This is a genomic window from Nakamurella sp. UYEF19 (assembly GCF_040546275.1).
In the GTDB taxonomy this organism is placed as follows: Bacteria; Actinomycetota; Actinomycetes; order Mycobacteriales; family Nakamurellaceae; genus Nakamurella.
This window is the reverse complement of sequence record NZ_JBEPNO010000028.1, coordinates 13,973-40,097: the sequence shown is the minus strand read 5'-3', so window position 1 is coordinate 40,097 and position 26,125 is coordinate 13,973. Positions and strand designations below refer to the sequence as shown.

At 67.8% G+C, this 26,125-nt stretch carries 25 protein-coding genes and 1 pseudogene; 13 read left to right on the top strand and 13 right to left on the bottom strand.

Annotated elements, in window-relative coordinates:
- Positions 1-150: 150 nt before the first annotated feature.
- From ABIB25_RS25200 to speB, 4 genes are all read left to right on the top strand, one after another.
- Positions 151-726, top strand: coding sequence for a TerD family protein (locus ABIB25_RS25200; protein WP_354531285.1), 576 nt, complete (start codon positions 151-153; stop codon positions 724-726).
- Between the two features lie 679 nt (positions 727-1,405).
- On the top strand, positions 1,406-2,080 hold the full coding sequence (locus tag ABIB25_RS25195) for a TerD family protein (protein ID WP_354531313.1): 675 nt from the start codon (positions 1,406-1,408) through the stop codon (positions 2,078-2,080).
- A gap of 89 nt (positions 2,081-2,169) precedes the next feature.
- The gene (locus ABIB25_RS25190; protein WP_354531284.1) at positions 2,170-2,739 is read left to right on the top strand and encodes a TerD family protein; all 570 of its coding nucleotides are present in this window, start codon (positions 2,170-2,172) and stop codon (positions 2,737-2,739) included.
- A gap of 14 nt (positions 2,740-2,753) precedes the next feature.
- Positions 2,754-3,932: an agmatinase gene (speB, locus tag ABIB25_RS25185; protein ID WP_354531283.1), complete on the top strand. Its 1,179-nt coding sequence runs from the start codon at positions 2,754-2,756 to the stop codon at positions 3,930-3,932.
- Positions 3,933-4,189: 257 nt separating this feature from the next.
- Here speB and ABIB25_RS25180 read toward each other — a convergent pair whose 3' ends face one another.
- The 5 genes from ABIB25_RS25180 to ABIB25_RS25160 form a co-directional block, all read right to left on the bottom strand.
- The gene (locus ABIB25_RS25180; RefSeq protein ID WP_354531282.1) at positions 4,190-4,621 is read right to left on the bottom strand and encodes a PRC-barrel domain-containing protein; all 432 of its coding nucleotides are present in this window, start codon (positions 4,619-4,621) and stop codon (positions 4,190-4,192) included.
- Entirely contained in the window at positions 4,621-5,214 is a 594-nt protein-coding gene (locus tag ABIB25_RS25175; RefSeq protein WP_354531281.1) for a PRC-barrel domain-containing protein, read from the bottom strand. The genes ABIB25_RS25180 and ABIB25_RS25175 overlap by 1 nt, the downstream gene beginning before the upstream one ends.
- Complete coding sequence (locus ABIB25_RS25170) at positions 5,211-5,342, bottom strand: hypothetical protein (RefSeq protein ID WP_354531280.1); 132 nt, start codon at positions 5,340-5,342, stop codon at positions 5,211-5,213. The genes ABIB25_RS25175 and ABIB25_RS25170 overlap by 4 nt, the downstream gene beginning before the upstream one ends.
- Positions 5,343-5,441: 99 nt before the next feature.
- Positions 5,442-6,449 (bottom strand): D-alanine--D-alanine ligase family protein, encoded by a 1,008-nt coding sequence (locus ABIB25_RS25165; protein WP_354531279.1) that lies wholly within the window; start codon positions 6,447-6,449, stop codon positions 5,442-5,444.
- A gap of 37 nt (positions 6,450-6,486) precedes the next feature.
- Positions 6,487-7,791 (bottom strand): aminotransferase-like domain-containing protein, encoded by a 1,305-nt coding sequence (locus ABIB25_RS25160; protein ID WP_354531278.1) that lies wholly within the window; start codon positions 7,789-7,791, stop codon positions 6,487-6,489.
- 162 nt (positions 7,792-7,953) lie between these two features.
- Between ABIB25_RS25160 and ABIB25_RS25155 the strand changes: the two genes are divergently transcribed.
- A complete protein-coding gene (locus ABIB25_RS25155; protein WP_354531277.1) occupies positions 7,954-8,337 on the top strand; it encodes a DUF3224 domain-containing protein in 384 nt (127 codons plus the stop codon).
- A 25-nt stretch (positions 8,338-8,362) separates the two neighbouring features.
- Here the strand turns inward: ABIB25_RS25155 and ABIB25_RS25150 are convergent, their stop codons facing one another.
- Complete coding sequence (locus ABIB25_RS25150) at positions 8,363-8,500, bottom strand: hypothetical protein (protein ID WP_354531276.1); 138 nt, start codon at positions 8,498-8,500, stop codon at positions 8,363-8,365.
- 333 nt (positions 8,501-8,833) lie between these two features.
- On the opposite strand from ABIB25_RS25150, the gene ABIB25_RS25145 reads away from it, so the two are divergent.
- Together ABIB25_RS25145 and ABIB25_RS25140 are read left to right on the top strand one after the other, a co-directional pair.
- Positions 8,834-9,352, top strand: coding sequence for a sulfite exporter TauE/SafE family protein (locus ABIB25_RS25145; RefSeq protein WP_354531275.1), 519 nt, complete (start codon positions 8,834-8,836; stop codon positions 9,350-9,352).
- Between the two features lie 53 nt (positions 9,353-9,405).
- Positions 9,406-10,254 carry an MBL fold metallo-hydrolase gene (locus tag ABIB25_RS25140; protein WP_354531274.1) on the top strand — a complete coding sequence of 283 codons (849 nt, stop codon included), beginning with the start codon at positions 9,406-9,408 and terminating at the stop codon, positions 10,252-10,254.
- A 126-nt stretch (positions 10,255-10,380) separates the two neighbouring features.
- On the opposite strand, the gene ABIB25_RS25135 is transcribed toward ABIB25_RS25140, so the two are convergent.
- From ABIB25_RS25135 to ABIB25_RS25125, 3 genes are all read right to left on the bottom strand, one after another.
- Positions 10,381-11,202, bottom strand: coding sequence for a MerR family transcriptional regulator (locus ABIB25_RS25135; protein ID WP_354531273.1), 822 nt, complete (start codon positions 11,200-11,202; stop codon positions 10,381-10,383).
- 71 nt (positions 11,203-11,273) lie between these two features.
- Positions 11,274-12,125, bottom strand: a complete 852-nt coding sequence (locus ABIB25_RS25130) for an SDR family NAD(P)-dependent oxidoreductase (RefSeq protein WP_354531272.1) — start codon at positions 12,123-12,125, stop codon at positions 11,274-11,276.
- A 19-nt stretch (positions 12,126-12,144) separates the two neighbouring features.
- Positions 12,145-12,876: an aspartate/glutamate racemase family protein gene (locus ABIB25_RS25125; RefSeq protein WP_354531271.1), complete on the bottom strand. Its 732-nt coding sequence runs from the start codon at positions 12,874-12,876 to the stop codon at positions 12,145-12,147.
- 42 nt (positions 12,877-12,918) lie between these two features.
- Here ABIB25_RS25125 and ABIB25_RS25120 point away from each other — a divergent pair, with 42 nt between their 5' ends.
- The gene (locus ABIB25_RS25120; protein WP_354531270.1) at positions 12,919-13,815 is read left to right on the top strand and encodes a Pr6Pr family membrane protein; all 897 of its coding nucleotides are present in this window, start codon (positions 12,919-12,921) and stop codon (positions 13,813-13,815) included.
- Between the two features lie 44 nt (positions 13,816-13,859).
- Here the strand turns inward: ABIB25_RS25120 and ABIB25_RS25115 are convergent.
- Positions 13,860-14,717, bottom strand: a pseudogene (locus ABIB25_RS25115) (phosphatase PAP2 family protein); the annotation flags it as partial.
- A 99-nt stretch (positions 14,718-14,816) separates the two neighbouring features.
- Between ABIB25_RS25115 and ABIB25_RS25110 the strand changes: the two are divergent.
- The 3 genes from ABIB25_RS25110 to ABIB25_RS25100 are packed head-to-tail and all read left to right on the top strand — an operon-like array spanning position 14,817 to position 18,414.
- Entirely contained in the window at positions 14,817-15,350 is a 534-nt protein-coding gene (locus tag ABIB25_RS25110; RefSeq protein ID WP_354531269.1) for a PadR family transcriptional regulator, read from the top strand.
- Complete coding sequence (locus ABIB25_RS25105; protein ID WP_354531268.1) at positions 15,347-16,069, top strand: ABC transporter ATP-binding protein; 723 nt, start codon at positions 15,347-15,349, stop codon at positions 16,067-16,069. Before ABIB25_RS25110 ends, ABIB25_RS25105 begins: the two co-directional genes overlap by 4 nt.
- Complete coding sequence (locus ABIB25_RS25100) at positions 16,069-18,414, top strand: FtsX-like permease family protein (RefSeq protein WP_354531267.1); 2,346 nt, start codon at positions 16,069-16,071, stop codon at positions 18,412-18,414. Before ABIB25_RS25105 ends, ABIB25_RS25100 begins: the two co-directional genes overlap by 1 nt.
- A 413-nt stretch (positions 18,415-18,827) precedes the next feature.
- Here ABIB25_RS25100 and ABIB25_RS25095 read toward each other — a convergent pair whose 3' ends face one another.
- Positions 18,828-21,065, bottom strand: coding sequence for an MMPL family transporter (locus ABIB25_RS25095; RefSeq protein ID WP_354531266.1), 2,238 nt, complete (start codon positions 21,063-21,065; stop codon positions 18,828-18,830).
- A gap of 166 nt (positions 21,066-21,231) precedes the next feature.
- Between ABIB25_RS25095 and ABIB25_RS25090 the strand changes: the two genes are divergently transcribed.
- Both ABIB25_RS25090 and ABIB25_RS25085 read left to right on the top strand, forming a co-directional pair.
- Positions 21,232-22,830, top strand: a complete 1,599-nt coding sequence (locus ABIB25_RS25090; RefSeq protein ID WP_354531265.1) for an amidohydrolase — start codon at positions 21,232-21,234, stop codon at positions 22,828-22,830.
- A gap of 78 nt (positions 22,831-22,908) precedes the next feature.
- On the top strand, positions 22,909-23,700 hold the full coding sequence (locus ABIB25_RS25085) for a GNAT family N-acetyltransferase (protein WP_354531264.1): 792 nt from the start codon (positions 22,909-22,911) through the stop codon (positions 23,698-23,700).
- A 285-nt stretch (positions 23,701-23,985) separates the two neighbouring features.
- On the opposite strand, the gene ABIB25_RS25080 is transcribed toward ABIB25_RS25085, so the two are convergent.
- Complete coding sequence (locus ABIB25_RS25080; RefSeq protein WP_354531263.1) at positions 23,986-25,416, bottom strand: M14 family zinc carboxypeptidase; 1,431 nt, start codon at positions 25,414-25,416, stop codon at positions 23,986-23,988.
- 169 nt (positions 25,417-25,585) lie between these two features.
- The gene (locus tag ABIB25_RS25075; RefSeq protein ID WP_354531262.1) at positions 25,586-26,125 is read right to left on the bottom strand and encodes a P-loop nucleotide/nucleoside kinase family protein; all 540 of its coding nucleotides are present in this window, start codon (positions 26,123-26,125) and stop codon (positions 25,586-25,588) included.

Here is a 26,125-nt window from a genome sequence, read left to right as displayed (position 1 = left end):
TGGCGCGCGTGTAGCGTTCCGTGCTGGCGAGGCAGCGGATTGCCTGGCCATGTCGGGAACTTCGGACCGCCCATTGCGCGTTCGAGGGGCAGTAGTCATCACCGGCAGCGCCGATCGTGTGCTGCTGGGCGAACGTAGGAGGAGTCAGCAATGGGTGTGAGCCTGTCCAAGGGTGGAAACGTCTCTCTGACGAAAGCCGCCCCCAACCTCACCGCGGTCACAGTCGGTCTGGGCTGGGATGCCCGCGCCACCACGGGTGTCGATTTTGATCTTGACGCCAGTGCGTTGGGGCTCGGTGAAGATCACAAGATCAAGAACGATCAGTACTTCGTGTTCTTCAACAACCTGCGCTCGCCCGACGGTTCGATCGAGCACCTCGGTGACAACCTCACCGGTGGTGGGGATGGCGACGACGAGCAGGTCAAGGTCAACCTGGTGGCCGTTCCGCCGGAGATCGGCTCGGTGGTCTTCGCCGTGTCGATCTACGAGGGCGACGCCCGCCAGCAGTCATTCGGCCAGGTGCGCAACGCCTTCATCCGCGTGGTGAACCAGGCCGACAGCGTGGAACTCGCCCGGTACGACCTCACCGAGGACGCATCGACCGAGACCGCGATGGTGTTCGGCGAGCTCTACCGCAATGGTGCGGAGTGGAAGTTCCGTGCCATCGGACAGGGCTACGCCAGCGGACTCGCGGGCATCGCCCGCGACTTCGGCGTCAACATCTGACCCAAGATCCAATCCCCGACCCGGGGTGCTCCACCCTGCTGGATGACGAGTCCCCTCGGCTCGCGGCCAGCAGAACGGGGCGCTCCGGGCACCGGCCGCTGATCCATCCGTCCTGCCGGCCGTCAACTGACAGGAGCTGATCATGCCGATCGACTACACCCGACGCCGGCAGCCGGCCGCGGCATCGCCGCCCGCTGCTGCCACCAATCCGAGCTCTGGCGCGCCCTCCTGGTACACGCCGCCGGAGCAGGAAGAACAGGCTGCTCCGCCGGCCGCTGCTGTGCCGCCCACCCCTGCCGCGCCGGTCTACCAGCGTCCGCCGCGGGCGACTGCGCCTGTTGCCCCACTCGTTGCTCCCGGGCCACAGGTCTACCAGCCGCCCGCCGACCTCCAGCCGTCGTCGTACCCGCCGCCTCCGGCGCAGGTGTATCAACCGCCGGGCGATCTGCAGCCGCCTGCTGCGCCCAGTTATCCCCCGCCAGTCGGCGGCGGTTACCCGCCGCCGACTGCACCCGGTTACCCACCGGCTCCCGGATACCCGCCCCCCGCGGGTCAGTACCCGCCGCCGCCGGCCGCCCCATCGGCTCCCGGATACCCGCCCCCCGCGGGTCAGTACCCGCCGCCGGCGGCCGGGCAGTACCCGCCCCCGGATGCTCCGTCGTACCAGCCGACCGCGACGATCTCGCAGGGTCGTCAGCCGGGCGCGATCTCGCTGCAGAAGGTCACCCTGACGGCGGCCTCACCGCAGGTGTCGCTCACCAAGTCCGGGGGCGGGACCGGCACGATCCGCATCAACCTCAACTGGTCCCAGGGCGGCGCGGCCGCCGCGCCCTCCGGTCAGAAAGCCGGCGGATTCTTCAAGCGGATGGCGGCGCAGGTTGCCGCAGCCCGTGGGGTCGACCTGGATCTCGGCTGCCTGTACGAACTCTCGGACGGGTCGAAGGGTGTGGTCCAGGCGCTGGGTAACTCCTTCGGCTCGCTCGACCAGCCGCCCTGGATCAAGCTCGACGGTGACGACCGGACCGGCTCCGTCACCGGCGGCGAGAACATGTCGATCAACCTCGAGCAGCCGGGACGGTTCAAGCGGGTGCTGATCTTCGCGATGATCTACGAGGGTGCGCCGAACTGGGCCGCAGTCGACGGGGTGGTGACACTCAGCCCGATCAACGGACCGCAGATCGAGGTCCGGCTCGATGCCTCCGACCAGGCCGCCCGGATCTGCGCGGTTGCCCAATTGATCAACCACGGCAACGATCTCGTGGTCCAGCGCGAGGTGCAGTACATCAACGGCGGCCAGTCCGTCCTCGACAAGGCCTTCAACTGGGGCATGAACTGGACCCCCGGCCGCAAGTAGGCCCGTTCCGACGATGTATTCGGACCGTCCGGTCCGACCGGACGGTTCCGTCAGCGACCGATGCTGTCGCTGGAAATGAAGGGTGTCTGATGGCAATCAATCTCAGCAAGGGCCAGAGTGTTTCGCTGACCAAGTCGGACGGTGGAAGCCTGTCCAAGGTGCACATGACGCTGAGCTGGGCGGCCGCATCGAAGAAGGGCTTCTTCGGCGGCTCGAAGACGAAGGCCATCGACCTCGATGCGTCCTGCCTGATCTTCGGCTCGGGCAAGCACCTGCTGGACCAGGTGTGGTTCCAGCAGCTGGGTAGCCGCGACGGGTCGATCGTGCACACCGGAGACGACCGTACGGGCGGTGCGGGCGAGACCATCACCGTCGACCTCGGGCGGCTGCCCGCAGAGGTCACCGGCCTGGTGTTCGTGGTGAATTCCTATTCCGGGGAAAGCTTCTCGCAGATCGAGAACGCCACGGCTGTTTTGATCGACTCGATCACCAACCAGCCGTTGGCCAACTACACCCTGGCCGGTTCCGGGCCGCACACGGCGCTGGTGATGGCAAAGGTCGGTCGGGCCGGCAGCGGATGGGCGATGACGGCCATCGGTGCCCCGGCCGCCGGCACCACCTTCCACGACCTGATGCCCGCCGTCGACGCGTACCTCTAGAGCGGCGAAACATCATGAGTCCCCGTGATGGTCTGTTCTCGGGCGGTGATGGTCACGATCACACCCACCCGGCCCTCGACCTGCCCTACGGGTTGCCTGACTGGGCGTTCGAGGGCATGGTGCATCCGGCTGCCGGGTCATTGCAGCCCCCGGCCGCTGGGCCTGCCGAGACCGCCGACATCAACGACAATCTCGGACTGCCGACCTTCGGGAACCGGGACTGGGTCGGCACGGTCGCGGCGCTGGCTGCGCGTCGACCGGACGTGGTGGTCGTGGGCGCGCCGTTCGACATCAACACCACGTTCCGCGCCGGTGCCCGGTTCGGCCCGAAGTACCTGCGCTCCACCGCTTATGACCCCGGTACCTATCACCTGGACCTCGGCATCGAGCTCTACGACTGGCTCGACGTCGTCGATCACGGCGATGCCTGCTGTCCACACGGGCAGACCGGACCATCGCTGCGGAACATCGAGCGGAAGGTCGCCGGTGTGCTGGCCGCGGGCGCACTGCCGATCGTCATCGGGGGAGACCACTCGATCACGTGGCCGTCGGCGACGGCGGTCGCCCGCAGGCACGGCTGGGGGAAGCTCGGGTTGCTGCACTTCGACGCGCACGCCGACACCGCGGACATCATCGAGGGCAACCTCGCGTCGCACGGCACGCCGATGCGTCGGCTGATCGAGTCGGGTGCGGTGCGCGGCAGGAACTTCGTCCAGGTCGGGTTGCGGGGTTACTGGCCGCCGCCGGAGACGTTCGACTGGATGCAGGAGAACGAGATGACGTGGCATCTCATGCACGAACTCTGGGACCGGGGCGTGCGGCCGGTGATCGCGGACGCCATCGCCCGTGCGATCGACGGCTGCGACGCGCTCTACCTGTCCGTCGACATCGACGTGCTCGACCCGGGTTTCGCCCCCGGGACGGGAACGCCGGAACCCGGAGGGATGAATCCGGCCGACCTGCTCCGTGCCGTGCGCTCGATCGCGCTCGAGACACCCTTGGTGGGAATGGATGTCGTGGAGGTCTCGCCTCCGTACGACCACGCCGACACCACGGTGAACAACGCCCACCGCGTGGTGCTCGAGGCCCTCGCGGGGCTGGCACACAAGAAACGGGAGCGGGCTGGTGGGGACGTCACCCGCCCCGGCTACCGCCCGGACCCGGCCAGCCTGCGGTACCCGGCCGACGGCTGATGCAACGGTTCGCCCGGGGCTCAATTGCCGAGGCGCTGAGATCGACGCAGCGGCGCTGGACAGACCGCAGCGCACAGATGGTCCACGCCAACTCCCGGGGTGCCCGGCCGCCCCACCGAGCTACTGGCCAGTACGTGCGGATTTACCCACCGACTATGGAGGACAAATCCGCACGTTGTGGACGATCGCCGATCGCCGCATGGACCAACACGTCACTCTCGGCTCCCAGATGGCCGCCAGGAGGCACGCGCGGTGACTCAGACCTTGACGACGACCGCGTAGGACCCCACTCCCAGCAGGCTGCGCCCGTCGACCGGCTGGTCGTCGGTCAGGATGCCGAGGATGGTGCCATCGGCCGGATCGAAGTCGACGTCGCGGACGATGCCGATCTGCAGGCCGGCGGTGGTGAGGATCCTCTTCTTCAGGATGGTGTGGGCCTTGCCGTTGAGCTCGGCGAAGTGACCCTCCTCGGCGACGATCAGGTGCTCACCGGCCACCGTCACGGCGTCCACCCCGAAGGCCGTGATATCCGACCAGGGCAACAGAGTGCCGGTGACCGGAGTCTTCTTGAGCGATAGAGCGACCACCTTACCGACAGCGGGATCGATGACCAGCGAACCGATGTGGCCGACCGTGGACGCATTGCCAGTGCTGACTACCTTGCGACCGACTGCTTCGGAGAACAACATCAGGACGCCCCTCCCAGCTGCGAACGGAAGGCGTCGATGGCCGAGCCGAAACCGGCCAGGTTGTCCGAGAGGTAGTTGGCCGCGGCGGCGGGCACCATCAGATGCTCACCCGAGGCCGACAGGGTGTCGGGCAAAGGGATCAGGAGCGGCAGCTTGCCGCGACCGAGGGTCTCGGCCGGATCGATCTGGTAGCCGACGACATCCGCCTGGCCGCCCTGGGTGTCGCCGATGCCGATGATGACGTCAGAAACCCGGCCGAGCGCGGTGCCTGCGTCGGTGAGGACCTCGGACTTGAGGATGTCGGCCTTGCCGGAGCTGACAGGCCCGTCGGTGGCGTCGAACAACTCGGCCAGCGGGACCAGCACGTCTTCGGATTCGATGATGACGGCGTCCTGGCCGATTCCGACCACTGCGGCCCAGGGCAGTCCGACCTTGAGTGGCCCGGCGAACAGGCCGCGCCCGGCCAGCGTGAACGCACCGATCTGTCCGCCGTTGGCCGCGTAGACGACGTCCTTGATCTGGGCGACGTCCTCGCCGGCGTAGGTGACGACGATCCGCTGGGCCAGCTCGCTGGCCCTGACCAGGGTGCTCATTTCTTGCCTCTCTTGCGATCGCTGATGATGACTCCACCGCTGCGCCGCTTTGCCTGGATGGCGATGAAGGCCCCCAGGATCACCAGGATGATGACGATGATGATGATCAACCACACCCACCACTGCATGAGCTGCCTCTTTTTTCAACTGGGGCACGCTTGGCCCTGGGCGTTCGGGGGATCAACACTGATGCATGTACCCAGGATACGTGGTGACAAACAGGCCCGTCAGCCTCGGGCGATGGCCCGTTCCACCAGGTTGGCGTACACGCTGCCGAGGTCTTCGCCGGCCGCCTCGACGGACATCGGCAGCATCGAGGTCTCGGTCAGGCCGGGGGAGACGTTGACCTCGAGGAACTGCACGAAACCACCCCCGTCGACGATGGCGTCCGTGCGGGAGATATCCTGCAGCCCAAGGGCTCTGTGGGCACCGATGGCCAGCTCGGCCGCACGTTGGGCGACGTCGGGGGTGAGTCGGGCCGGGGTGTAGTACGTCGTCAGGCCCGCGGTGTAGCGGGACTCGTAATCGAAAACGCCGCTCTCCGGGACGATCTCGACGGCAGGCAGCGCCCGTGGGCCGTCACCACGGCCCCTGGCCCCGTCGCTGCGATCGCCCTGGACACTTCGCCCGTCGCTGCGCTCGCCCTGGTCCACCACAGTGATGGCCAGTTCGATGCCCTCGACGAACTGCTCGACCAGGACGACCTCGCCGTAGGCGAAAGCCTGGACCAGGGCCCCGGGGATCTCGGACGCGTCGCGGACGACGGTAGCGCCCAGCGCCGAGCCGCCCTGGTGCGGCTTGAGCATCAACGGCAGGCCGAGGTGCTCGACCAGTGCGCCGATCAATGCCGCGGCACCCAGATCACGGAAAGTGTTGTGCGCCAACGTGATCCAATTCGGAGTGAGGAAGCCGGCGCGCTGCACGAGGGTCTTGGCCGTCGGCTTGTCCCAGGAAAGGCGGCAGTCGTGCGAACGCGTGCCGAGGTACGGGACGCCGGCTAGTTCGAGAACCCCTTGCACGGCCCCGTTCTCGCCGCGTCCACCGTGGAGGGCGATGATCGCGGCATCGGGCTTGGCGCGGAGCAGCCAGGGCAGCAGCGCGGCATCGGCGTCCCGCACCGTCACCTCCAGACCCTGCCGGCGCAGGGCCTCGGTGAGCCGGGAACCTGAACGCAGCGACACCTCGCGCTCGTGGGTCAGTCCGCCGGCCAGCACCACCACATGGCGATCAGTCATCGGGGAAACACCGATCTCTCTCGTAGATGTCCGGGCGCTAGTAGATGTCCGGGGACGGCGACGACGGCCCGCGGTTCGTGCGGCGGGCGGGCAGCGCGGCGCTGGTGGCGCCGAAGGTGCGCATCACGTCCAGTTCGCTGTCCAGCACCGAGGCCAGCCGCCTGATGCCCTCGGTGATCCGCTCCGGGGTCGGGAAGCAGAAGGACAGACGCATCTGGCGGGATCCGAGACCGTCTGCGTAGAAGGCGGTTCCGGGTACGTACGCGACCCGGGCGGTGACGGCGCGCGGCAACATCGCCTGCGTGTCGAAACCCTCCGGAAGCGTGACCCAGACGTAGAAACCGCCCTCCGGCTGCGTCCAGGTGGTGCCCTGCGGCATGTGCGTCTCGAGCGCCGAGATCATTGCGTCGCGTCGCTCGGCGTAGGTCTGCCGGTAGGTCTTGACCTGGCTCTGCCAGTCGAAGTTGGAAAGGTACCGGGAGACCAGCATCTGGTTGAAGACCGGCGGGTTGAGCGTGGCACTCTCGTTGGCCAGCACCAACTTCTCCCGTACGGCATGCGGCGCCAGCACCCAGCCGACCCGCAGACCCGGCGCGAAGGTCTTGGAGAACGAGCCGAGGTAGATGACGTTGTCCGGGTCGTCGGCGCGGATCGCCCGGCGGATCTTGTCGTCGAAACCCAGGAGCCCGTAGGGGTTGTCCTCCAGGATCGGGATCCCGGCGTCGCGACAGATGGCCGCCAGTTCGAGCCGTCGCTCGGCGGACATCGTCACGCCGGCGGGGTTGTGGAAGTTGGGGATCGTATAGAGCAGCTTGATCCGGCGTCCCTGCGCCCGCACCGATTCGATGGCGGCCGACACGGCGGACGGGATGAGACCGTCGCTGTCCATCTCGATGTGCACGACGCTTGCCTGGTAGGAGGCGAAGGTGCTCAGCGCGCCGACGTAGGACGGTGCCTCGGCCAGGATGACGTCACCGGGATCGCAGAAGATGCGGGTGACGAGGTCGAGCGCCATCTGGGACCCGACGGTCACGGTGACGTCGTCCGGGTGGGCGCTGATGCCCTCGAGCGCCATCACCTGGCAGATCTGCTCGCGCAGTTCGAGGATGCCCTGGCCGGATCCGTACTGGAGCGCGACCAGCCCGTCGCCGGCGATCAGCTGCAACGCCTCGGCGGCCACGCTCTCCAGCGGGAGCGACTGCAGGTACGGCATCCCGCCGGCCAGCGAGACGACCTCGGGGCGGTTTGCCACGGCGAACAGCGACCGGACTGCCGAAGCTCGCATGCCAGCGGTGCGCTGCGCATACAAGGGCATGTGTCGGTCCAGGCTGTTCCCGGTCATGTGGCTTTCCTCGCCGTTGGGCCGCCGCCGGGCTGGGTCGGGGCGTGCTGATGGGAAGGTCAGTGCCGGGGCGGGTTGGGTGGATCCTACCGTTGACGTCGCGGGCGGTGGGCGGGTTGCCTCGCGGTTGCCGCGGTGCCCGGGGGCGGACATGCTGAGGGCATGACGAAGCACATCGAGGCGCCGTTCACGATGGACAAGTGGGACGGCGTCTCCGATGAGCCGGTCGAGGGCGGCCCGGATGCCGGCCACGTGCTGCTGGCCAAGACCTACACTGGCCCTGACCTGGTCGGAAGCGCCACCGGCCACGCGTTGACCACCCGCGGGGAGCGCGGCGCCTCCTACGTCGCGCAGGAGCGGATCGTCGGGACGATGAATGGGCTGGAGGGCTCCTTCGTGCTGGAGCATCGAGCCTCGATGGGTGACAGTTTCCCCACGCTGATGGACGCCGTGGTGGTGCACGGTTCGGGCACCGGCGCTCTGGTCGACCTGGCCGGGCAAGGCCTCGTCGAGCACGGGATGCTGATCCTGGACTACGAGGTCTGATCGGCGCTGGAGCGCTGGCGTTGGGTCAGTTGATCAGCGCCGACGGCGTGATGGTGAGCGGGAACGGCAGCGTCACTGTGACTGGAGCCGATCCGGACGCCACCTCGGCGCGACCGTCGACGAGGTCGAGGCAGATGATCGCCATCACCGTCCGACCTGCCATGGTCCCGCCTGTCGCCGGCGATGGCATCTTTCTACGTCGGCTCGAAGCAGCGGGGTCGATGCGGGCCGCCGGTGGATAGGGTCGGCGGGTGCTCAGCGAGGTCGGACAGGCCGCGGTTCTGGTTGGCGCGGGAACCCTGGCCGGAACGGCCTGGGCGGCGGGTGCAATCGCTCCTCTGATCTCCTATCCGGCCCTGCTCGCCGTAGGAATACCCGCGATTCCGGCGAACATCGCCAACTCGGTGGCCGCCGTGGCCATCGGAGTGGGCTCGGCTCCGGCCTCCCGGCCGGAACTTCAGGGGCGGGTCAACGTCTCCTGCGGTGGTCGGTCGTCGTGGCGATCGGCGCGGCGGCCGGGGCAGCACTACTGCTGGTCACGCCGACAAGGGCCTTCGAATGGGTGGTGCCCTTCCTCGTCGCTCTTGGCTCTGCCGTCCTCCTCCTGCGGTCCAGAAACTCAGCTCGGCGTCGGACCCGGCGGGAGGAGCAGCCTCGAAGGGCGCTTCCCGTCGGACTGTTCGCGGTCGCCGCCCACAACGGCTATTTCGGCGCGGGTTCGGGGATCATGATGCTCGCTCTGCTGATGCTGACCGTCGAGGAGAACCTGCCTCGTGCCAACGCCTTCAAGAACGTTCTGCTCCTTGCGGGCGAGGTGGTGGTCGCTGCTGGCTTCATCGTGTTCGGATCCGTACAGTGGGCAGCGGTGGTGCCGCTCGCGATCGGGTTCCTGATCGGTGGGGCGGTCGGACCATCGGTGGCACGCCGGGTACCTGCCGACAAGCTGCAGATCTGGATCGCACTTGCCGGGCTCGCTCTGGCGACGTGGTTGCTGGTGGTAGCGATCCGCGGCTGACGGCCATTCCGGATGCGGTTGCGCTGCCCAGCCAGGGGCAGCAGGGTGAGCCCATGACGGTGTGGATCTGCTCGGCCTGCGGGATCGAGCATTCGAACATGGCGCGACCGCCGGCACGGTGTGCGATCTGTTCCGACGAACGGCACTACGTGCCGCCCGGTGGTCAGCAGTGGACGTCCCTGAAGGAGATGGCCGGCAGGTTCACCGGGTCGTTCACCGAACTCGAACCCGACCTGTTCGCGGTGCGGGTGTCGCCGTCATTCGGCATCGGCCAGCGCGGCCTGCTGGTCCGCACCCCCGCCGGCAACGTCCTCTGGGAGCCTCCGGGCTACCTGGATCAGCAGATGATCGACGAGGCCACCGCACTCGGCGGCGTGGCGGCGGTCACCGCCAGTCACCCGCACCTGGTGGGCAGCTCGATCACCTGGAGCAAGGCCTTCGACGGGGTGCCGGTGTACGTCAACCGCGCCGATCATCGCTGGATCCGCCGCCCGGACGACGTCATCCGGCTCTGGGACGACCGTCAGGAGATCGTCGACGGTGTCGAGTTGATCAGATGCGGCGGACACTTCCCCGGCAGTGCGGTGCTGAACTGGCCGGCCGGAGCGGCCGCGGCCGGGGTGCTGTTGGTCGGCGACACGTTGATGGTCGCGGCCGACCGGGCCAGCGTCTCCTTCATGCGCAGCTACCCGAACCTGATCCCGCTGCCTGAACGTCTGGTCACCCAGATCGCTTCCACCATTGGCCTTCTCACGTTCGACCGGATCTACGGCGCATTCCACGGCAGCATGATCGCGATGGGCTCGGCCGAGGCGGTGAGGGCGTCGGCGGCGCGCTACATCGGCTGGATCCGTGACGAGATCCGCGACCCGGACGAGCCTGGCAATGCCCGTGACCACTAGACGACAGGCCCTGAACGCTCGGATGACTGGGCCCTTGGACGACAGGCCCGGGACGCGGACAAGCCCTGAAAACGGAGAATCCCGCCGCCGGACGGTGGACCACCCGGCGGCGGGATGTGTTCGATATTAGACCTTCTCGACCGGGATCTGAAGCTCGGTGATCCCCTCCGCAGTGCGATTCGGGTCATAGTCCAGGTACACCTCGCGGGCAAAGCCGTTGCTGCGGTATCCGTTTGCGTCGATCCACTGCGCCAGGACCTGGTAGCTGACCTCGCAGGTATCCATGGAGCCGTGGTGGATGGTCGTCGCAGCAGCATCGGCACCGACGAGATCACCGATGCGGTAGGCCCTGTCGTCGACGGGCTCGGCCTTCACCACCACACCGGCGTGGACGATGACGGTGTCGTCCGGCGATTCCTCGTAGTAGGCGACTCCGTATCCGGCGGGTGCGACGTGATCGGCCGCGAGGTGTTGCATCAGCTGCGGATACAGGCCCTGGATCACCGGCCCGATGTCGCTCGTCCGGAAACTGTCGGCGGTGGCTGCGATCTCGGCGAGTCTGACCGGCTCGACCTTCTTGAGGACCACTTCCTGTGTGCTCATGGTGCCTTCCCTCTCGATGATGTGGAGTCTCGCCTGGATTCCGGTCAGTCGGGCCTGGTCGGCCTCGAGTTGCGACTGCACCTGCGCCTGGCGCATCCGCAGCATGCCGCGCAACTCGATCGGGCCGAGGTCGTCCGCGAGGATCGAGTGCACCTGCGCGAGGGTGAACCCGAGGTCCTTGAGGGCGACGACACGATTGAGACGGGACAGCTGGTCGGCGTGGTAGAGCCGGTAGCCGTTGACCGGATCGACAGCGGCCGGACTGAGAACCCCGATGCTGTCGTAGTGACGCAGCATCCGGATCGACACCCTGCCGAGGCCGGCGAAATCTCCGATGGTGAACATGACGCCTCCTACGGTGGGGCCTCACACGGTGTGAGGGTCAAGTCCCGATTTTCGCGACGTGCTCTCGGTGATCAAGACACCCAGGTGGTAGTGAGGCCGGTGATCCGGCTGCCGTCCAGATCGGCAAGTTTGTTTGCGACGAGGGCCCGTGCGCCCTCGGAGGTCTGCAGCCGGAAGGGTGGGTTCGTGTCTGTCAGGACGGAGATCACCACCGCAGCCGCGCTCGCCGGGCTCTGAGCCGAGGCGAAGGCGCCGGCCGTCCGCTCGAGATATCGGCCAAGGGCCGGGCCGTAGGGACCGGCCGCCTCCGTCATCGCAGCCTGATCCATGGCGACGTTGCTGACGAATTCGCTGGCCACGGCACCGGGCTCGACGACGACCACTGCCACCCCGAGCATCGCAGCCACCGGGGCGAGCGATTCCATGAAGCCCTCGACCGCGAACTTCGCCGCGCAGTACGCCTCGTTGAACGGCTGCCCGATGACCCCGCCGACACTGGTGACGGTGATGACCCGGCCGCCGCTGGCGCGCAGGTGTGGTAACGCTTCACGGGTCACATGGAGAGTGCCGAAGAAATTCACCTCCATGACGGCCCTGACCTCCGCGATCGTCTCCTGTTCCAGAGTGCCGACGTGGCCGGATCCGGCGTTGTTGATCACCGCGTCCAGGCTGGGGTGGTCGGCCACGATCCCGGCAACACACGCGGCCACCGAGGCGGGGTCGGTGATGTCCATCGCCCTGATCTCGACCCGGTCGGTGACGCCGGCGGATTCGGCTGCCGCGGCCAGCGCGCCGGAGCGTGTGGTGTCGCGCATGGTGGCGACCACGTGCCACCCGGCCGCGGCCGCGGCCGCGGCCACTGCGGTCTGGGCGCCGATCCCGGTCGACGTCCCCGAGATCAGCACCGTCTTGTATGACGACATCCTTTGCGCTCCTTTGGCTTCAGGCTGTGGGCTGGGACTCCTGGGCATCGGACAGTGACCAGGTGACGGCTGCCTCGACGTGCAGGGCGGTGGTCGGGAACACCGGCACGGTGGTGTCGCCGTCTTGGACCAGCAGTTCGATCTCCGTGCAGCCCAGGATGATTCCGTCCGCGCCCTGCGTGACCAACCTTGCCATCACCTCGCGGTACACCTGCCGGGACTCCGCGGACACGACGCCCAGGCACAATTCGTCGTAGATGATGCGGTGGACCTCGGCGCGATCCTCCGGCGGCGGGATCAGCACCTCGAGTCCGTGACCTGCCAGCCGGTCCCGGTAGAAATCCTGCTCCATGGTGAAGGCGGTGCCGAGAAGACCGACGATCCGGACTCCTTCCTGCTGCACCGCTTTTGCGGTGGCGTCCGCGAGATGCAGGAGCGGGATGCCGATCTCGGCCTGGATCTGATCGGCCACCTTGTGCATGGTGTTGGTGCACAGGACCAGCACCTCCGCGCCGCCCACCTCGAGGCTCTTGGCCGCGGTAGCCAGCGTCCGTCCGGCCTCGTCCCAGTTTCCGGCCACCTGCAGCTGCTCGATCTCCGCGAAATCCACCGAAGCCAGCAGACATCTGGCGGAGTGCAGCCCGCCCAGACGTTCTCGGACCAGCTCGTTGGCCAGCCGGTAGTACTCCGCGCTGCTCTCCCAGCTCATGCCGCCGAGCAGCCCGATCACCCGCTGTCGCTGGATTTCCACGAATCGACGCTAGCAGTATCGCCGCCCGGCGATACTGGCCCGATGACCGATCACCCGCACGGACCTGTCCCCCCGAGGCCCTACGGCCCACCGGCCACTGCGCCGGGTTGGCGTCCGCAGGGTGGGTATGGGCAGGGCGTCTATCCGCAACGGCCGGCCGGTCCGCCGCAGCCGGCCGGTGTGCCGGGGTGGGCGCCGCAGCAGGCCGGTGTGCCGGGGTGGGCGCCGCAGCCGGCCAGCTGGCAGCAGCCGCCCATGTCCCGGGCCGGCTATGCGCCTCCGATGATGCCGCAGCCGGGCCCGCAGCCGGGCCCGCAGCCGTCGTCAGGCCAGGTTGCCTTCACGGTGATCTGGAAGCTGGCCGTCTCGGCGATCGCCTTCACCGGTCTGTTCCTGGCGCACGATGCCTTCGGTTCCTGGCATCTCGAGGAGTTGTCGCAGCTCGGGAGCTTGATCGCCGGCGTCTACTTCCTGCTGGCGGCGATCATCCCGTTGGCGCGACGTCGGCACCTGGACGAGCCGGATCCGTTCGTCAGGATGTCGGTGCTGTTGTTGGTCCTGGTCACTCTCGGCGTCTACAACCTGGTGATGGCCGGTCAGCTCGACAAGTCCTGGTCGAAGTTCGAGCACATCTTCACCCCGCTCGCACTGCTCGTCGACTGGTTCGCTGTCGGCCGGAACCAGGAGACGGTGAAGTGGTGGCACGTGATCGCGGCCCCGGCCGCGCCGCTGGCGTACCTGGTCTTCGCGGTGATGAAGGGCAATGCCGACGGATCGCCGATCTACTCGATCTTGGACACCTCGGATTCGGGCTTCTTCCCGTTCGTCATCGGAGCGCTGATCGGGATCTGGGTGGTGGCTCTGCTTCTGATGGGGATCGGCCGCCTCCACCGCTCGATGCGGTTGGCTCCGCCGCCGGTCGCCGGAGGGTCGCGCTGACCGATGCGGCCGAAATACAGGTTCTGGGCGCCAACGACGAGGACCAGCAGCAGCACGGACGCGATGCTGTCGAACCACCAGTGGTTGCCGGTCGCGGTGACGACGTACAGCGTGACGAGCGGGTGCAGCAGGATGAGCCAGCGCCACCGGCTGGGGCTCGCGTAGATCACGGCGCCGGCGACGACCACCGCCCAACCGATGTGCACCGACGGCATGGCCAGCAACTCCTGGGCGCCGAAACCGCCGGTCCCGTACACGGATTGCCCGTAGCGCATTCCGATGTCGATGAAGCCGAGTTCCGGCATCAGGCGCGGCGGCGCGACGGCGATCAGCTGGACCAGCAGCGCCAGCGCGGTGAACAGGGCCAGAGCGGTGCGCACCCGCGGGTACTTGTCGCGATGCCGCCAGAACAGCCAGAACAGCATGACGCCGGTGGTGCTGAGGTGCATCACCGCGTAGTAGAGGTTGGCCCATTGGCCGAGCATCGGATGATCGACGAGTTCGACCTGCAGCGATCGTTCTGACGGTAGGTTCAGGAATCGCTCGGCCTCGTCGATCCAGCGGCCGCGGTCGAAGGCCTGGGTCGTACTGGTCTGCGACAGCTGACCGGCCCGCTGCCAGAGCGCGAACAGCAGCGCGACGATGCCGGCTTCCTTCAGGAACGGCGTCACCTTTCGCACCCATGCGACGTCGAACCGGTTGAGTGCGAAGGTCAGGAGGAACAGCGCCACGGCGAGCAGTCCGGCCTGCCACCAGTTCAGCTCGGCGGTCGGCGGATGTGGCACGACCCGAACTGTAACTTCTTCGCCGTCAGGTGTTGGTTCGTTCGTCACCCAGTAGACCGGTGAACGAGTAGACAGGTGAACGAGCCGACAGGCAGATATCCGAGCGGTGGCGACCATCGTCGACCCGAGTGGGACGGACGCTGTGGGCACGATGCACTTTCAGGTCTATTCATGACAGGTATACATCGCGTGTAGACACCTGATACTGTCTGCCGCATGTCGGTGTCTCGCACGTTGCTGGGCCTCCTCGAGACGGGCTCCACGCACGGTTATGACCTCAAGCGCGCGCATGACGAGCTCTTCCGGTCCGAACGGCCACTGGCCTACGGCCAGGTCTATGCCACGCTCGCCCGGCTGCTCAAGAACGGCCTGGTCTCCGTCGAGGGGTCGGAGGCCGGGGACGGCCCGGATCGCAAGCGCTACAACATCACCGACGCCGGAGTCACGGATCTCGACGATTGGCTCCGGACGCCAGAGCGTCCCGCCGAGTACCTCCAGAACACGCTGTACACGAAAGTGTTGGTGGCCTTGATGTCTCATCGATCCGCAGGAGAAATCCTGGATGCCCAGCGCGCCGAGCACCTGGGTGCCATGCGCGAGTACACCCGGCGGAAGCAGACCGGCGATCTCGCCGATCAGCTCATCTGCGATCACGCACTCTTCCACCTGGAGGCAGACTTGAAGTGGTTGGACATCACGGCTTCCCGCCTGGCCGAGCTGGCCGAACAGCCCGGGTTGGCGGACCGATGACCGCGGCGCGTGGAAACGTCAGCGCCGTCGCGACCAGCCGAACGGGTGCGCTGTTGAGCGCGACCGGGTTGGTCAAGTCGTTCGGTCCGACGCCGGCCCTGCGTGGAGCCGACTTCAGCATCCGCGCGGGCGAGATCGTCGCGGTGATGGGCCCTTCCGGGTCAGGCAAGTCCACGCTACTGCACTGCGTGGCCGGAATCCTGCACGCTGATTCGGGTTCGGTCACCTACGCCGGGCGGGAACTGGGCGCCATGTCCGATCGGGAGCGATCTGAACTGCGCCGTAAAGAGTTTGGGTTCGTCTTCCAGTTCGGGCAGTTGATCCCGGAACTGACGTGCCGGCAAAACGTTTCGATGCCTCTGCGGCTGGATGGGTTGAGCCGCAAGGCAGCTGAGCTGGTGGCCGACCAGTGGCTGGAGCGACTCGACGTGGCGGCGGTCGGTCGCCAGTTGCCGGGTCAGGTGTCGGGCGGGCAGGCGCAACGCGTGGCCGTGGCGCGGGCCCTGATCGGCGGTCCGTCGGTGATCTTCGCCGACGAACCGACCGGGGCGCTTGACTCCCTCCAGGGCGAGAAGGTGATGGGGCTGCTGACCAGGGCGGTACGCGAGACGGGGGCGTCGTTGGTGCTGGTCACGCACGAGTCCCGGGTTGCGGCCTATTCCGACCGCGAGGTGATCGTTCGGGACGGTCTGACCAGCGAGTCGGTACGGGACCGGTGATGCCGACCCGACAACCGTTGGAGCAGGTGCCGGCCACCTCGGTGAGAGCCGCGGGCGATCACCCCGGGGTGGCGCTTGGATGGGCGTTGTCGATGGCGGTCGCCGACCGACGCAACGTGTTCCGCATGCTGGCGATGGCCCTTGGCGTCGCCCTGTGTGCGTTCGTCCTGCTGGCCCTGGCCAGCATCGAACCGTCGTTGCATGCGAGGAACGTCCGGGTGGCCCCTTCGCTTCCGCTGTACAGCCAGACGGGACCGATCCAGCTCCTCGACACCACGCTGACCATCGACGGCCAAGTAGTCACGGGTGAACTGGTTCACATCGCCGGTGCGACAACGGCTGTGCCGCCTGGTATCTCGCGCCTGCCGTCGCCGGGTGAACTGCTGCTCTCACCAGCACTGCAGGCGCGGATGAGTGATCCCACCTTCCGGGCGGTACTGACTGGAACGGTGGTCGGCACCATCGATCCGGGCGTCCTCCCCGGACGCGACGATCTGTACTTCTACCAGGGCAGCGGTCCACTGACCGAGTCCCAGACGATCAGCGGCTGGGGAGGGACGGCAGGCGATGCCACCCTTCTGCCGTCGGTCTGGTCGTTGTTGATCACCGGGGCCGCCGTCCTCATGGTGCCGCTGTTGTTGTTCGTCGCGATGGCCGGTCGGATCGGGGCCGCCCGACGGGATCGCCGATCCGCCACGCTTCGGTTGCTCGGCGCGTCCATCAGCAGATTGCGCCTGTTGGTGGCGGGTGAGGCGCTGATTGCGGCCGTCGTCGGGGTGACGCTGGCCGTCGGTGCCTACGGGGCATCCCGGTTGCTGGTTGACGTCGTGCGGATCGGCGGCCGCGGAATGCAGGTCGCCGACGTCCGGCCGACTGCGGTGTGGGGAATCGTGATCTTGATCGGGGTCCCGGTGCTGGCGGTCGCCGCGGCCCTGTTCGGATTTCGGCAGAGCGCGGTGGGTCCGCTCGGCGTGCTGGGGCGGGAACGGCGCGGACCGCGGCTCGGCTGGCGGCTGGCACTCTTTGGTCTGACCGCCGTCGTCACGGGGTGGGCCGGTTGGCGGGAAGGTGGCACCCCCGACTACGGCTACACCGTCGACCGCACCGTCGAGATGTGCGTCGTGGTGGCGCTGACACTGTTCAGCGTGGCCGCGCTGGTCGGACTGCTGACCGACAGGCTGGCCCGCTGGTGGCCGCGCGGGAGCATTTCCGGCCTGCTGGCGCGGCAGCGAATTGTGCAGGACGGGGCTTCCACGACGAGAGCGGCAGCCGCCATCGCGACGGTGCTCGCCGGTTTTGTCACGCTGATGACGATGCTGTCGGCCTCCAACTTCGACACTGTCCAGGCCCGCCAGAATGCCGCATCCGTGCAGAGCGGGTGGCTGCTGTCGCTGACTCCGGCCGAGTGGAGCCGGGTCGACACCTCCTTGCACAGTGTCCCGGGCGTTCGTTCGGCGACCCTGGTGACGGGCCTGGGTGGCAGCGCCACCGGGGAACGGCCGAATCTCACAGTGGCCAACTGCGACGCGATTCGGCTGATGACGGTCGCCAGCGGCTGCCGCGACGGCGACGTCTTCCGGGTCGACGATGCCGCCGCCGGTCCGCTGCCGGCTGCGCCGTATCTCATCCAGTTCAACCTCGGCGCGCAGCAGTCCTGGACTCCGCCGGCCGGGCTGCAGGTGACGACGGCCCCTCGGAGCATGACGACGGCCACTGGGGGCGTACTGGAAAGCAACTTTCCGTTCTTCTCGACTGCGGACTTCTTCCTGACCCCGGAGGCCGCCGCTCGGGAGTTCCCGGCCGAGATGGCGTCGTCCCAGTCGGTGCAGGTGTCGGTCGACCTTCCCGGGTCGTCGGTGAGCAGGGCGCAGGAAGCGTTGTCCTGGCTCGGTTCTCGGGCTTACACCTTGTTCAGCTTGTCCACCCTGAGCCAGGCGTCGAACTCCGCGGTTCCCTGGGTGCGGGCCGGGCTACTCGGTGCCGGCGCGCTGACGCTGCTGATCTGTGCGCTCGGGCAATGGCTGATGGCGTCGGAGCAGATCCGCGAGCGGCGGCGGGCCTTCGCGATAGCCCGGGCGTCCGGCGTCCCGCTGGGCGTGCTGGTTCGCTCGGTGCTGCATGCCGTGCTGATGCCGGTGGTGGTCGGCGTGGTGGTCGCGGTGGTGGTGGGCACCGTGCTGGCCGAGGTCGTCCAGTATCTGCGACACGACGGTTTCGTGGCTCCGATCGGTGGGTGGATCGCGGTTGGCACGGCGTCGGCGCTTGTGATTGCGTTGCTGATCGCTCTCGGGTCGGCCGCCCGCCTCCGCTCCACCACCGGCCCCGCCGCCCTCCGCACCGAGTGACATTGCCGCGGTGTCCTCTGCCCGCGCCGGCTGGGCTGGTGCGCGGCCGGACCCCGCCTGGTGTGGCCGCGCCTGGTGTGCGCATATAGGACTGCCCGGCGCATATGGATATGACTGATTCCAGCCGCTACGGGCCGAAGATGGGTGGTCCTGTATGCGCGGCCCGTCCTCGGCCTGGCCCGTCCCCGTGGTTGGGCCATTCCGAGCCGGGCCGGCCGGCGATGAAGCGAAGTACTCGGCGCCGTCACCACCGCGCATACAGGAGCGACCGAATTCCGCGATTTCGGGCCCCAAATGGCAGATTCATATGCGCAGGGCAGTTCTGTATGCGCACCACACGGATCCGTATGCGCACCACACGGATCCGTGTGCGCACCACACGGATCCGTGTGCGCACCACACGGATCCGCGGGCTACTGGGGGCCGGAGGCGAGTTTGCTGGGCCACCAGATCTTGCGGCCGATGTCGTGGGCAAGGGCGGGGACGAGGACGGTGCGGACGATCAGGGTGTCCAGCAGCACGCCGAACGCGACGGCGAAACCGAGTTCGGCCAGGAACACCAGCGGCAGGACGCCGAGCACCGTAAAGGTCGCGGCGAGCACCACCCCGGCGCTGGTGATCACCCCGCCGGTCACCGCCAACCCCCGCAATACCCCTTGCCGCGCACCGAACTCGAGGGTCTCCTCGCGCACCCTCGTCATCAGGAAGATGTTGTAGTCGATCCCGAGTGCGACGAGGAAGACGAAGGCGAACAACGGGAACGACTGGTCGGCGCCGGCGAAACCGAACACGTGGTTGAACGCCCACCCGCAGACGCCGAGGGTCGCGAAGAACGAGAACACCACGGTCGCGATCAGCAGGACCGGAGCCAGCAAAGCGCGGAGCAGCAGCGCGAGTACGAGGAAGATCACCACCAGGACGATCGGGATGATCAGGTTCCGGTCGTGCACCGAGGCGTCACGCACGTCCAGGGTGGCTGCGGACTGTCCGCCGACCAGCGCGTTCGCGTCGGGTACCGCGTGCACGACGTCCCGGATCCGCGCGATCGTCGCGTAGGCGGCCGGGGAGTCGTAGGAATCGGCCAACGTGGCATCGACGATCGTCCGCCCGTTGATGGGCGAGATCTGCAACTGCGCCGGCGGGCATCCCGTGGCAGCCGCGGCCCCCGGACGGCCCTGTCCGCCGCCCAACGCGGCGATCTTGGCGTAGTCGATCTGCACGCAGACGGATCCGCGAGTGGTGGCGACCCCGGGTACCGTTGCCACCGCGGCGATCACCTTGTCCGCGGCAGCGGCGTTCACCGCGATGACCGCGGGCGCACCCGTTCCCGCCGGGAACTTGGAGTCGTAGAGCTCCTGACCGACGACGGCGTCGGGCTTGTTCGTGAAGCCCTGCGCGGTGGTCAGTCCGTCGGTCTTCAACCCGCTCAACCCGAGCAGGCAGAGCAGTAGCAGGACCGCCGCCCCGATCCACGCCCGTCGATGGTGCGACCCGATGAAACGAGCGACCCGACCCCAGATCCCGGTCGTGCCCGGCTCCGCGGCGGGGGTGGCGGTGGTGGGCCGACGGGGCCAGAACACCCAGCGTCCGGCCAGGGCCAGGAACACCGGGAGGAACGTCATCATCACCAGCAGGGTGCAGCCGATGCCGATCGCCGAGACCGGCCCGAGGCTCTTGTTGGAGTTGAGTTCGGAGAAGCTCAGGCACAGGAGTCCGATGATCACGGTGGCGCCCGAGGCGAAGATCGCCGGCGCAGATTCTTTCCAGGCCTTGATCATCGCGTCGAATCGATGCTCGTAGTTGTGCAGTTCCTCGCGATAGCGGGAGATGAGCAGCAGGGCGTAGTCGGTACCTGCTCCCAGCACGAGGACGGACAGAATTCCCTGGCTCTGGCCGGTGAGCGTGAGGACGCCGTTCTTGGCGAGGTAGTAGATGATGAGCGACGACAGCCCGAGCGCCAGCACGGCCGAGAACAGCGGGAAGAACCAGAGCACCGGCGAGCGGTAGACCAGCAGCAGGATCAGGATGACGATGCCGCCGGCGGCGAGCAGCAGGGTCCCGTCCAGTCCGGCGAAGGCCCCGATGAAGGCCACCAGCAGTCCGCCGGCGCCGGCCGGATGGACGGCCAGCCCGGCGGGAAGACCGGCGGAAGCCGCTGCGATGACTGCGTTCTCGCTGTCGGACAGGGTGCTGCCGTTCACGGCGACGCCGTTCTGATTCGCAATGAGCGGGGCGTAGATCGACGCGGTGGTGTTGTCCTTCGAGTACGTCGGCTCGGCAACTGCCTGCTGGTCAACACCTTTGAGCTTCGAGACGTTGCCGAAGGCGGTGGTGATGGCCGTCTTGTCCACGGCGGTGAGCCCGGAGTCGCGGTGGAACACGACGAATCCGGGGATCGACTGGGACTTGTTGAACTGACCGGACTCCGCGCTGACCTTCGTCGACTCCGCCGACGCCGGCAGGTAGGACGAGTTGTCGTTCTTCTGCACCTCGGACAATTTGCCCTGGTAGGAACCACCGGCCCCGCCCGCGAGCAACGCCAGCACGGCGACGGCGATGATCGCGAAGAACGGAAAGCCACGCGGCAGTCTTCGGCGCGGATTCGGCGCATCGGCCGGCTCGGCGGGCTTGGTGTGGTCGACCTGCGTCATGGTGACTCCCTGGGAGACCAGCGATGTGAATTCTGTGCGTGGTCAGTGTGCACGCACACCAGTACCCGCGGAACCCGAAATGTCACCTACGGGACATCCCCGGTCTTGGAGGAGGGCGTCGCGTAGCGTCCTGGCAGATGGTGGAGAAGCAAACCGGAGGGCCGATGTGACGAGCGTGTTGTTCACAGGTGGAGTGCTGTGGAGCCCGGCCGATTGGGAGGCACCACGTACCGGGCAGATGCTGGTCGTCGATGGCCGGATCGCCGCCGTGGACGACGATCTCGAGGCACCGGCCGACGTCGAGAGGGTCGACCTGCAGGGCGGATCCCTGCTCCCGGCCTTCGGTGACGGGCACGCCCACCCCCTGCAGGCCGGCCTCGAGGGTCGCTTCGCACCGGTGCGCGGCGACTCCGTCGCGGCGATCCTGGATGGGGTGATGAGCTGGGCCGCCGACCATCCGGACGCGGAGTGGGTCTACGGCGGCGGCTTCGATCTGGCGCTGATCGAGGACGGCGTCTTCCAGGCGTCGTGGCTGGACGACATCCTGCCGGATCGACCGGTGGTGCTGCGCGGCACCGACTATCACACGCTGTGGTGCAACACCGAGGCCCTGAAGCGGTCGGGCATCACCGCGCAGACTCCGGATCCGGTGGACGGTGACATCGTCCGCACCCCCGACGGGACGCCCGTGGGCACCCTGCGCGAGTGGGGCGCCACCGATCCCGTCTTCGCCGCCATGCCACGTCCGTCGCTGACGATGCAGCTCGCCGCCATCGATGACGCTACCACCGCCTGTGCTGCAACGGGTCTCACCTGGGTCCAGGACGCGTGGGTGGAGCCGGCCGAGGTCGAGGCCTATCTGGCGGCCGCCGATGGCGGAGTCCTGCGCGTGGCCGTCAACATGGCGCTGCGCGCCGATCAGGCGGGTTGGCGCGAGCAGATCGCCGAGTTCACCCGGATCAGGGCGCGGGTGCAGGCCGCCGGGTACCCGACGCTGACCGCCCACACCATCAAGTTCTTCGTCGACGGTGTCATCGAGTCCGGGACTGCATCGATGCTCGAACCGTATGACGATTGCCCGCACAGCCACGGCCTGCCGAACTGGACGCGTCGAGAGTTGGTGGAGGCGGTAGCGGGGTTCTCCGCCGCCGGCTTCCAGGTGCACCTGCACGCCATCGGGGATGCCGCGATCCGGGACTCGCTGGACGCCATCGAGCACTCCGTCGACACGATCCGGGCGCAGGACCTGCGTCCGGTGATCGCGCACCTGCAGGTGATCGACCCCGCTGATCTCGGCCGTCTCACCGCACTCGGCGTCATCTCGTGCTTCCAACCGTTGTGGGCCCAGCCCGACCCGCTGCAGGAGGTGCTCACCATCCCGCGGATCGGGCCGACGCGGGCGGCGCTGCAGTACCCGATCAGGTCCGTGGTCGCCGATGGCGGCCTGGTCAGTTTCGGCAGCGACTGGCCGGTGACGGATCTATCACCGCGGGAGGGCATCGCCACCGCGGTCACCCGCCAGACCCCGGACGGAGAGCCGGCCGCTGGCTGGTATCCGGCCGAGCGGATCGACCTGCGGACGGCCGTCACTGCCTACACCAGAGGTGTTGCGGTGCAAGCTTTCCGCGACGATGCTGGAACCTTCGCGGTCGGTTCCGTCGCTGATCTGGTCTGGTTGGGGACGGACCTGCGGACCGCGGACACGGCCGATTTCCGGGCCGCAGTGGTGTCCGGCACGTGGCTTGCCGGTCGGCGTGTCCACTGACCCAGCAAGCCGCACCTCGGTCGCCGGGCACGGTGTCGACATCCGGCCGCCCTATTCTGTGAAGGTTGCGCTGCTTCTGTGAAGGTTGCGCTGCGCGACCACGGCGAGGATTTGAAGATGGCCGGCAAGGCGACCCGGCCACAGGCAACGCAACAGAAGGGACCACGACACGCGATGGGGCCGCAGACGAGCAGAGCGCTGGTCCCGCTGTCGATGTCGAGCATCGGCGAGATCCCCGAACAGTGCCGCTCCTGCGTGAACTGGGAACTGCCGTCCTCGGCGGCCATCGGTCTCGATGCCGACCATGCCGGATTCGAGAAGGAGGTCTGGCTGTCCGGAGTCATGCTGACCTGGGGCTCTGCCGGCCAGATCGTCACCGTCGACGACCAGCCCGCCGGCTTCGCGCTCTACGCCCCGCCGACCGCCGTCCCCGGTGCGGCGGCCTTCCCGACCGCCCCGGTCTCCCCTGACGCGGTCCTGCTGACCACCGCCCGGATCCTGCCGGAGTTCCAGGGGCAGGGCCTGGCCCGCTTCCTGATGAACGGCGTGGTCAAGACACTCACCAGCCGCGGAGTGCGGGCGATCGAACTCTTCGGGCTGGAGGACGGCGTTGACAGCGATGTGCCCGGCCGCATGACCAGGGCCAAGCAGCGTGGTCCGGACGAGGAGATTCCGCGCTGCCTGCTGCCCGCCGGGTTCGCCAGGGCCGTTGGCTTCGCCGACATCGCGCCGCACCGTCGCTACCCCCGGCTGCGTTTCGAGCTCGCTGCCGGCATCGGGTGGAAGGCCGAGGTCGAGTCGGCCCTCGAGAAACTCTTCACCGTGATCACCATCCCGGCACCCAAGGTCGCGCAGCCTGCCCTCGTCTGACACGGACCGGCGTCACGAGTATTGGCCGGGTGGAAGTCGATTGGGCATGTTGACCACCTCGGGCGCGGATCGCAGCCCGGCAAGGTCTCTCCCGTTTCTGGTCAGCAACATCAAGCCGTGGCCGACTGCAGTCGCGGCGATCTGCAGGTCCGTGCGGCGTGGCCGCGGGTTGCGCCCCGGCTGGCGAACCAGGGCGGCCGATGTCCCGTTGTACTCAGCGAAGGGCGGGGCGGCGCTGACGGCGAGCCTCCCTGGCGGCAGCGCGGGGAGTGGTGCGGGAGGGCCCTATTTCGCCGGCACCGCGACCGTCACGGTCACCGCGCGCAGCCGAGCGGGCAGCGTGGAGGTACCGATCTGCAGAGGCACGGCGGTGATGGTGTGATTCCCCGGCTTGACGCGCAGCGTGACGTCGAACCCGTGGGCGCCCGTCGCGCTCCGGGCCCGGTTGACGTCTGCCCGGACCAGTGACGTATTGACGTCCGACGCAGCCCTGCCGTCGACGAAGATCCGCACCCACGCACGCCTCGCCGGGTACAGGGGATCCAGCGCCCAGCCGACGATCCGGACGGCGCCCACCTGACCGGTCAGGCGATCCACCTTGCCGTCGAAGGTGAACGGCCAGACGGTCACCACGTGGCAGGTGCCCAGCAGGGCGGTGGCCGAGGTACTGCCGGCCGAACGGGCGTATACGCAGATCCGCCGGTTGCCAGGGGTGGCTCTCACCGAGAACGAGAAGCCGTGACTACCGGTCACACCTTTGGACCTGTTCACATCGGGCCGCGACACATTGCTGCTGACAATGCCTTTCGAGACACCGTCGACCGTCACCGAAGCGGACCCGGGCGTCGACGTCCGCTGTGGGTCGAGCACCCAGCCGATCACCGTGACGGCGCCCGGCGTGGCCCGGATGGTGTCCAAATGCCCCGACATCACCGGCAGTGGGGGCAGTTTCACCCCGATGGCCAGAGCGGCCAGGATAGCCCGCGGAACCTGTCCGGTGAGGTAGGACGACGACTCGTCCTGGCGGAACTCCACGGTGATCGCGGCGCCGGTCTGGGCGGCGGTGAGCCACCGGGTCATCGTGCCGCGGCAGGTCGAGAGACAGGTGAAGGCCTTGAGGGGCAGGCCGAGTCCGCTCGACAGCGCGTTGCGGAAACTGATGTCGCGGGCACCACCGTCGGTGGTGTCCACGCCGTCGAGCGGTTGATGCATCGAGACCATCCGATTTGGCTTGATCGTCCCGAGAAAGCTGTAGATGGCGCGGGTCTCGGGCTCGGAGAGCGCCGCGGGGCCGGAGTAGTGCGAGCCGAACTTGTCGCTGCTGGGCGGGACGTACGTCCATCCGACCGGAAAATTCCGGTTGAGGTCGACGCCGCTGGCATTACCGCGTTGGTGGAGGGCATCGCCGTCAGGGTTCATCGTCGGTATCACCCAGAGGTGGATCGACGAGGGGATGGGCAGTTTCAGCATGGCGGCCGTGACCTGTTCGCCGGCCCGCTCGTAGTAGCCATGCATCGACCCCATCACGACGGTCCGGAACGGCGCCGCCGGGTTGCCCATCTCGTAGGCCACGATCGGACGATGCTGACGGCTGTAGCCGATGACCTTCGTGCTGCGTACACCGTTGATCGCGGCGGGCGCTGCCACCGTCGAGGCCGAGATCTGCTGCGGCGCTGTGGAAGCTGCCTCGGAGAACGACGGCAACACGATGGACATCAATGCTGCCACCAGCACGACGGCGACCGCGCCTCTGACCCCCGCTGGACAGATTGCACGACGGTGCCTTCCGGCACGCTGACGGAAATCGGCAGCGGGGGTGTGACTCGCGTACGGAGCAGTCATGACCGAAGATTGCCAGACGTCCCCCGTTGGTGCCACCGGGGTATCAGTCGCGTTCGGTCGATCTTTGCCCGATCTGGCGCAGGGCCAGCGTGACGTTGTGTGACCTCGAGTCCATCGAGTCCACGATCAACCGCGGGTCGGTCCACTGCTCCAGGCCGGCGCGGCGGGCCTGCACCGAGGCCCAATCGGGCTCGGGAATGCCCGTCAGGTCGCGCTGCCGGCCCGCCAGTCTGGCCCGGTGGACGGCGGGATCGGAGCAACGGACCTCGACGAAGATCATTGAGACGGAGGACTTCTCGGCCAGTCCCACCCACTGCTGCCGGGCCAGTGGGGAATCGTTGACCGCGTCGATGACGACGGACAGCCCGATCGCGAGTTGCTCGGCCGCGAGCGTCTCGGCCACCACGTAGGCCGCGATGCCGGTGGTCTCGCTTCGTGGCAGCCCGACCTGCACCATCGCCGATTCGATCGGGTCGACCGAGAGAATCGGTGCACCCAAATTTCTCGCGAGATCTTCGGCCAGGGCACTCTTCCCGGACCCGGGTAGTCCGCAGAGTGCGACGATCACCTGTGGTGGGTGCAT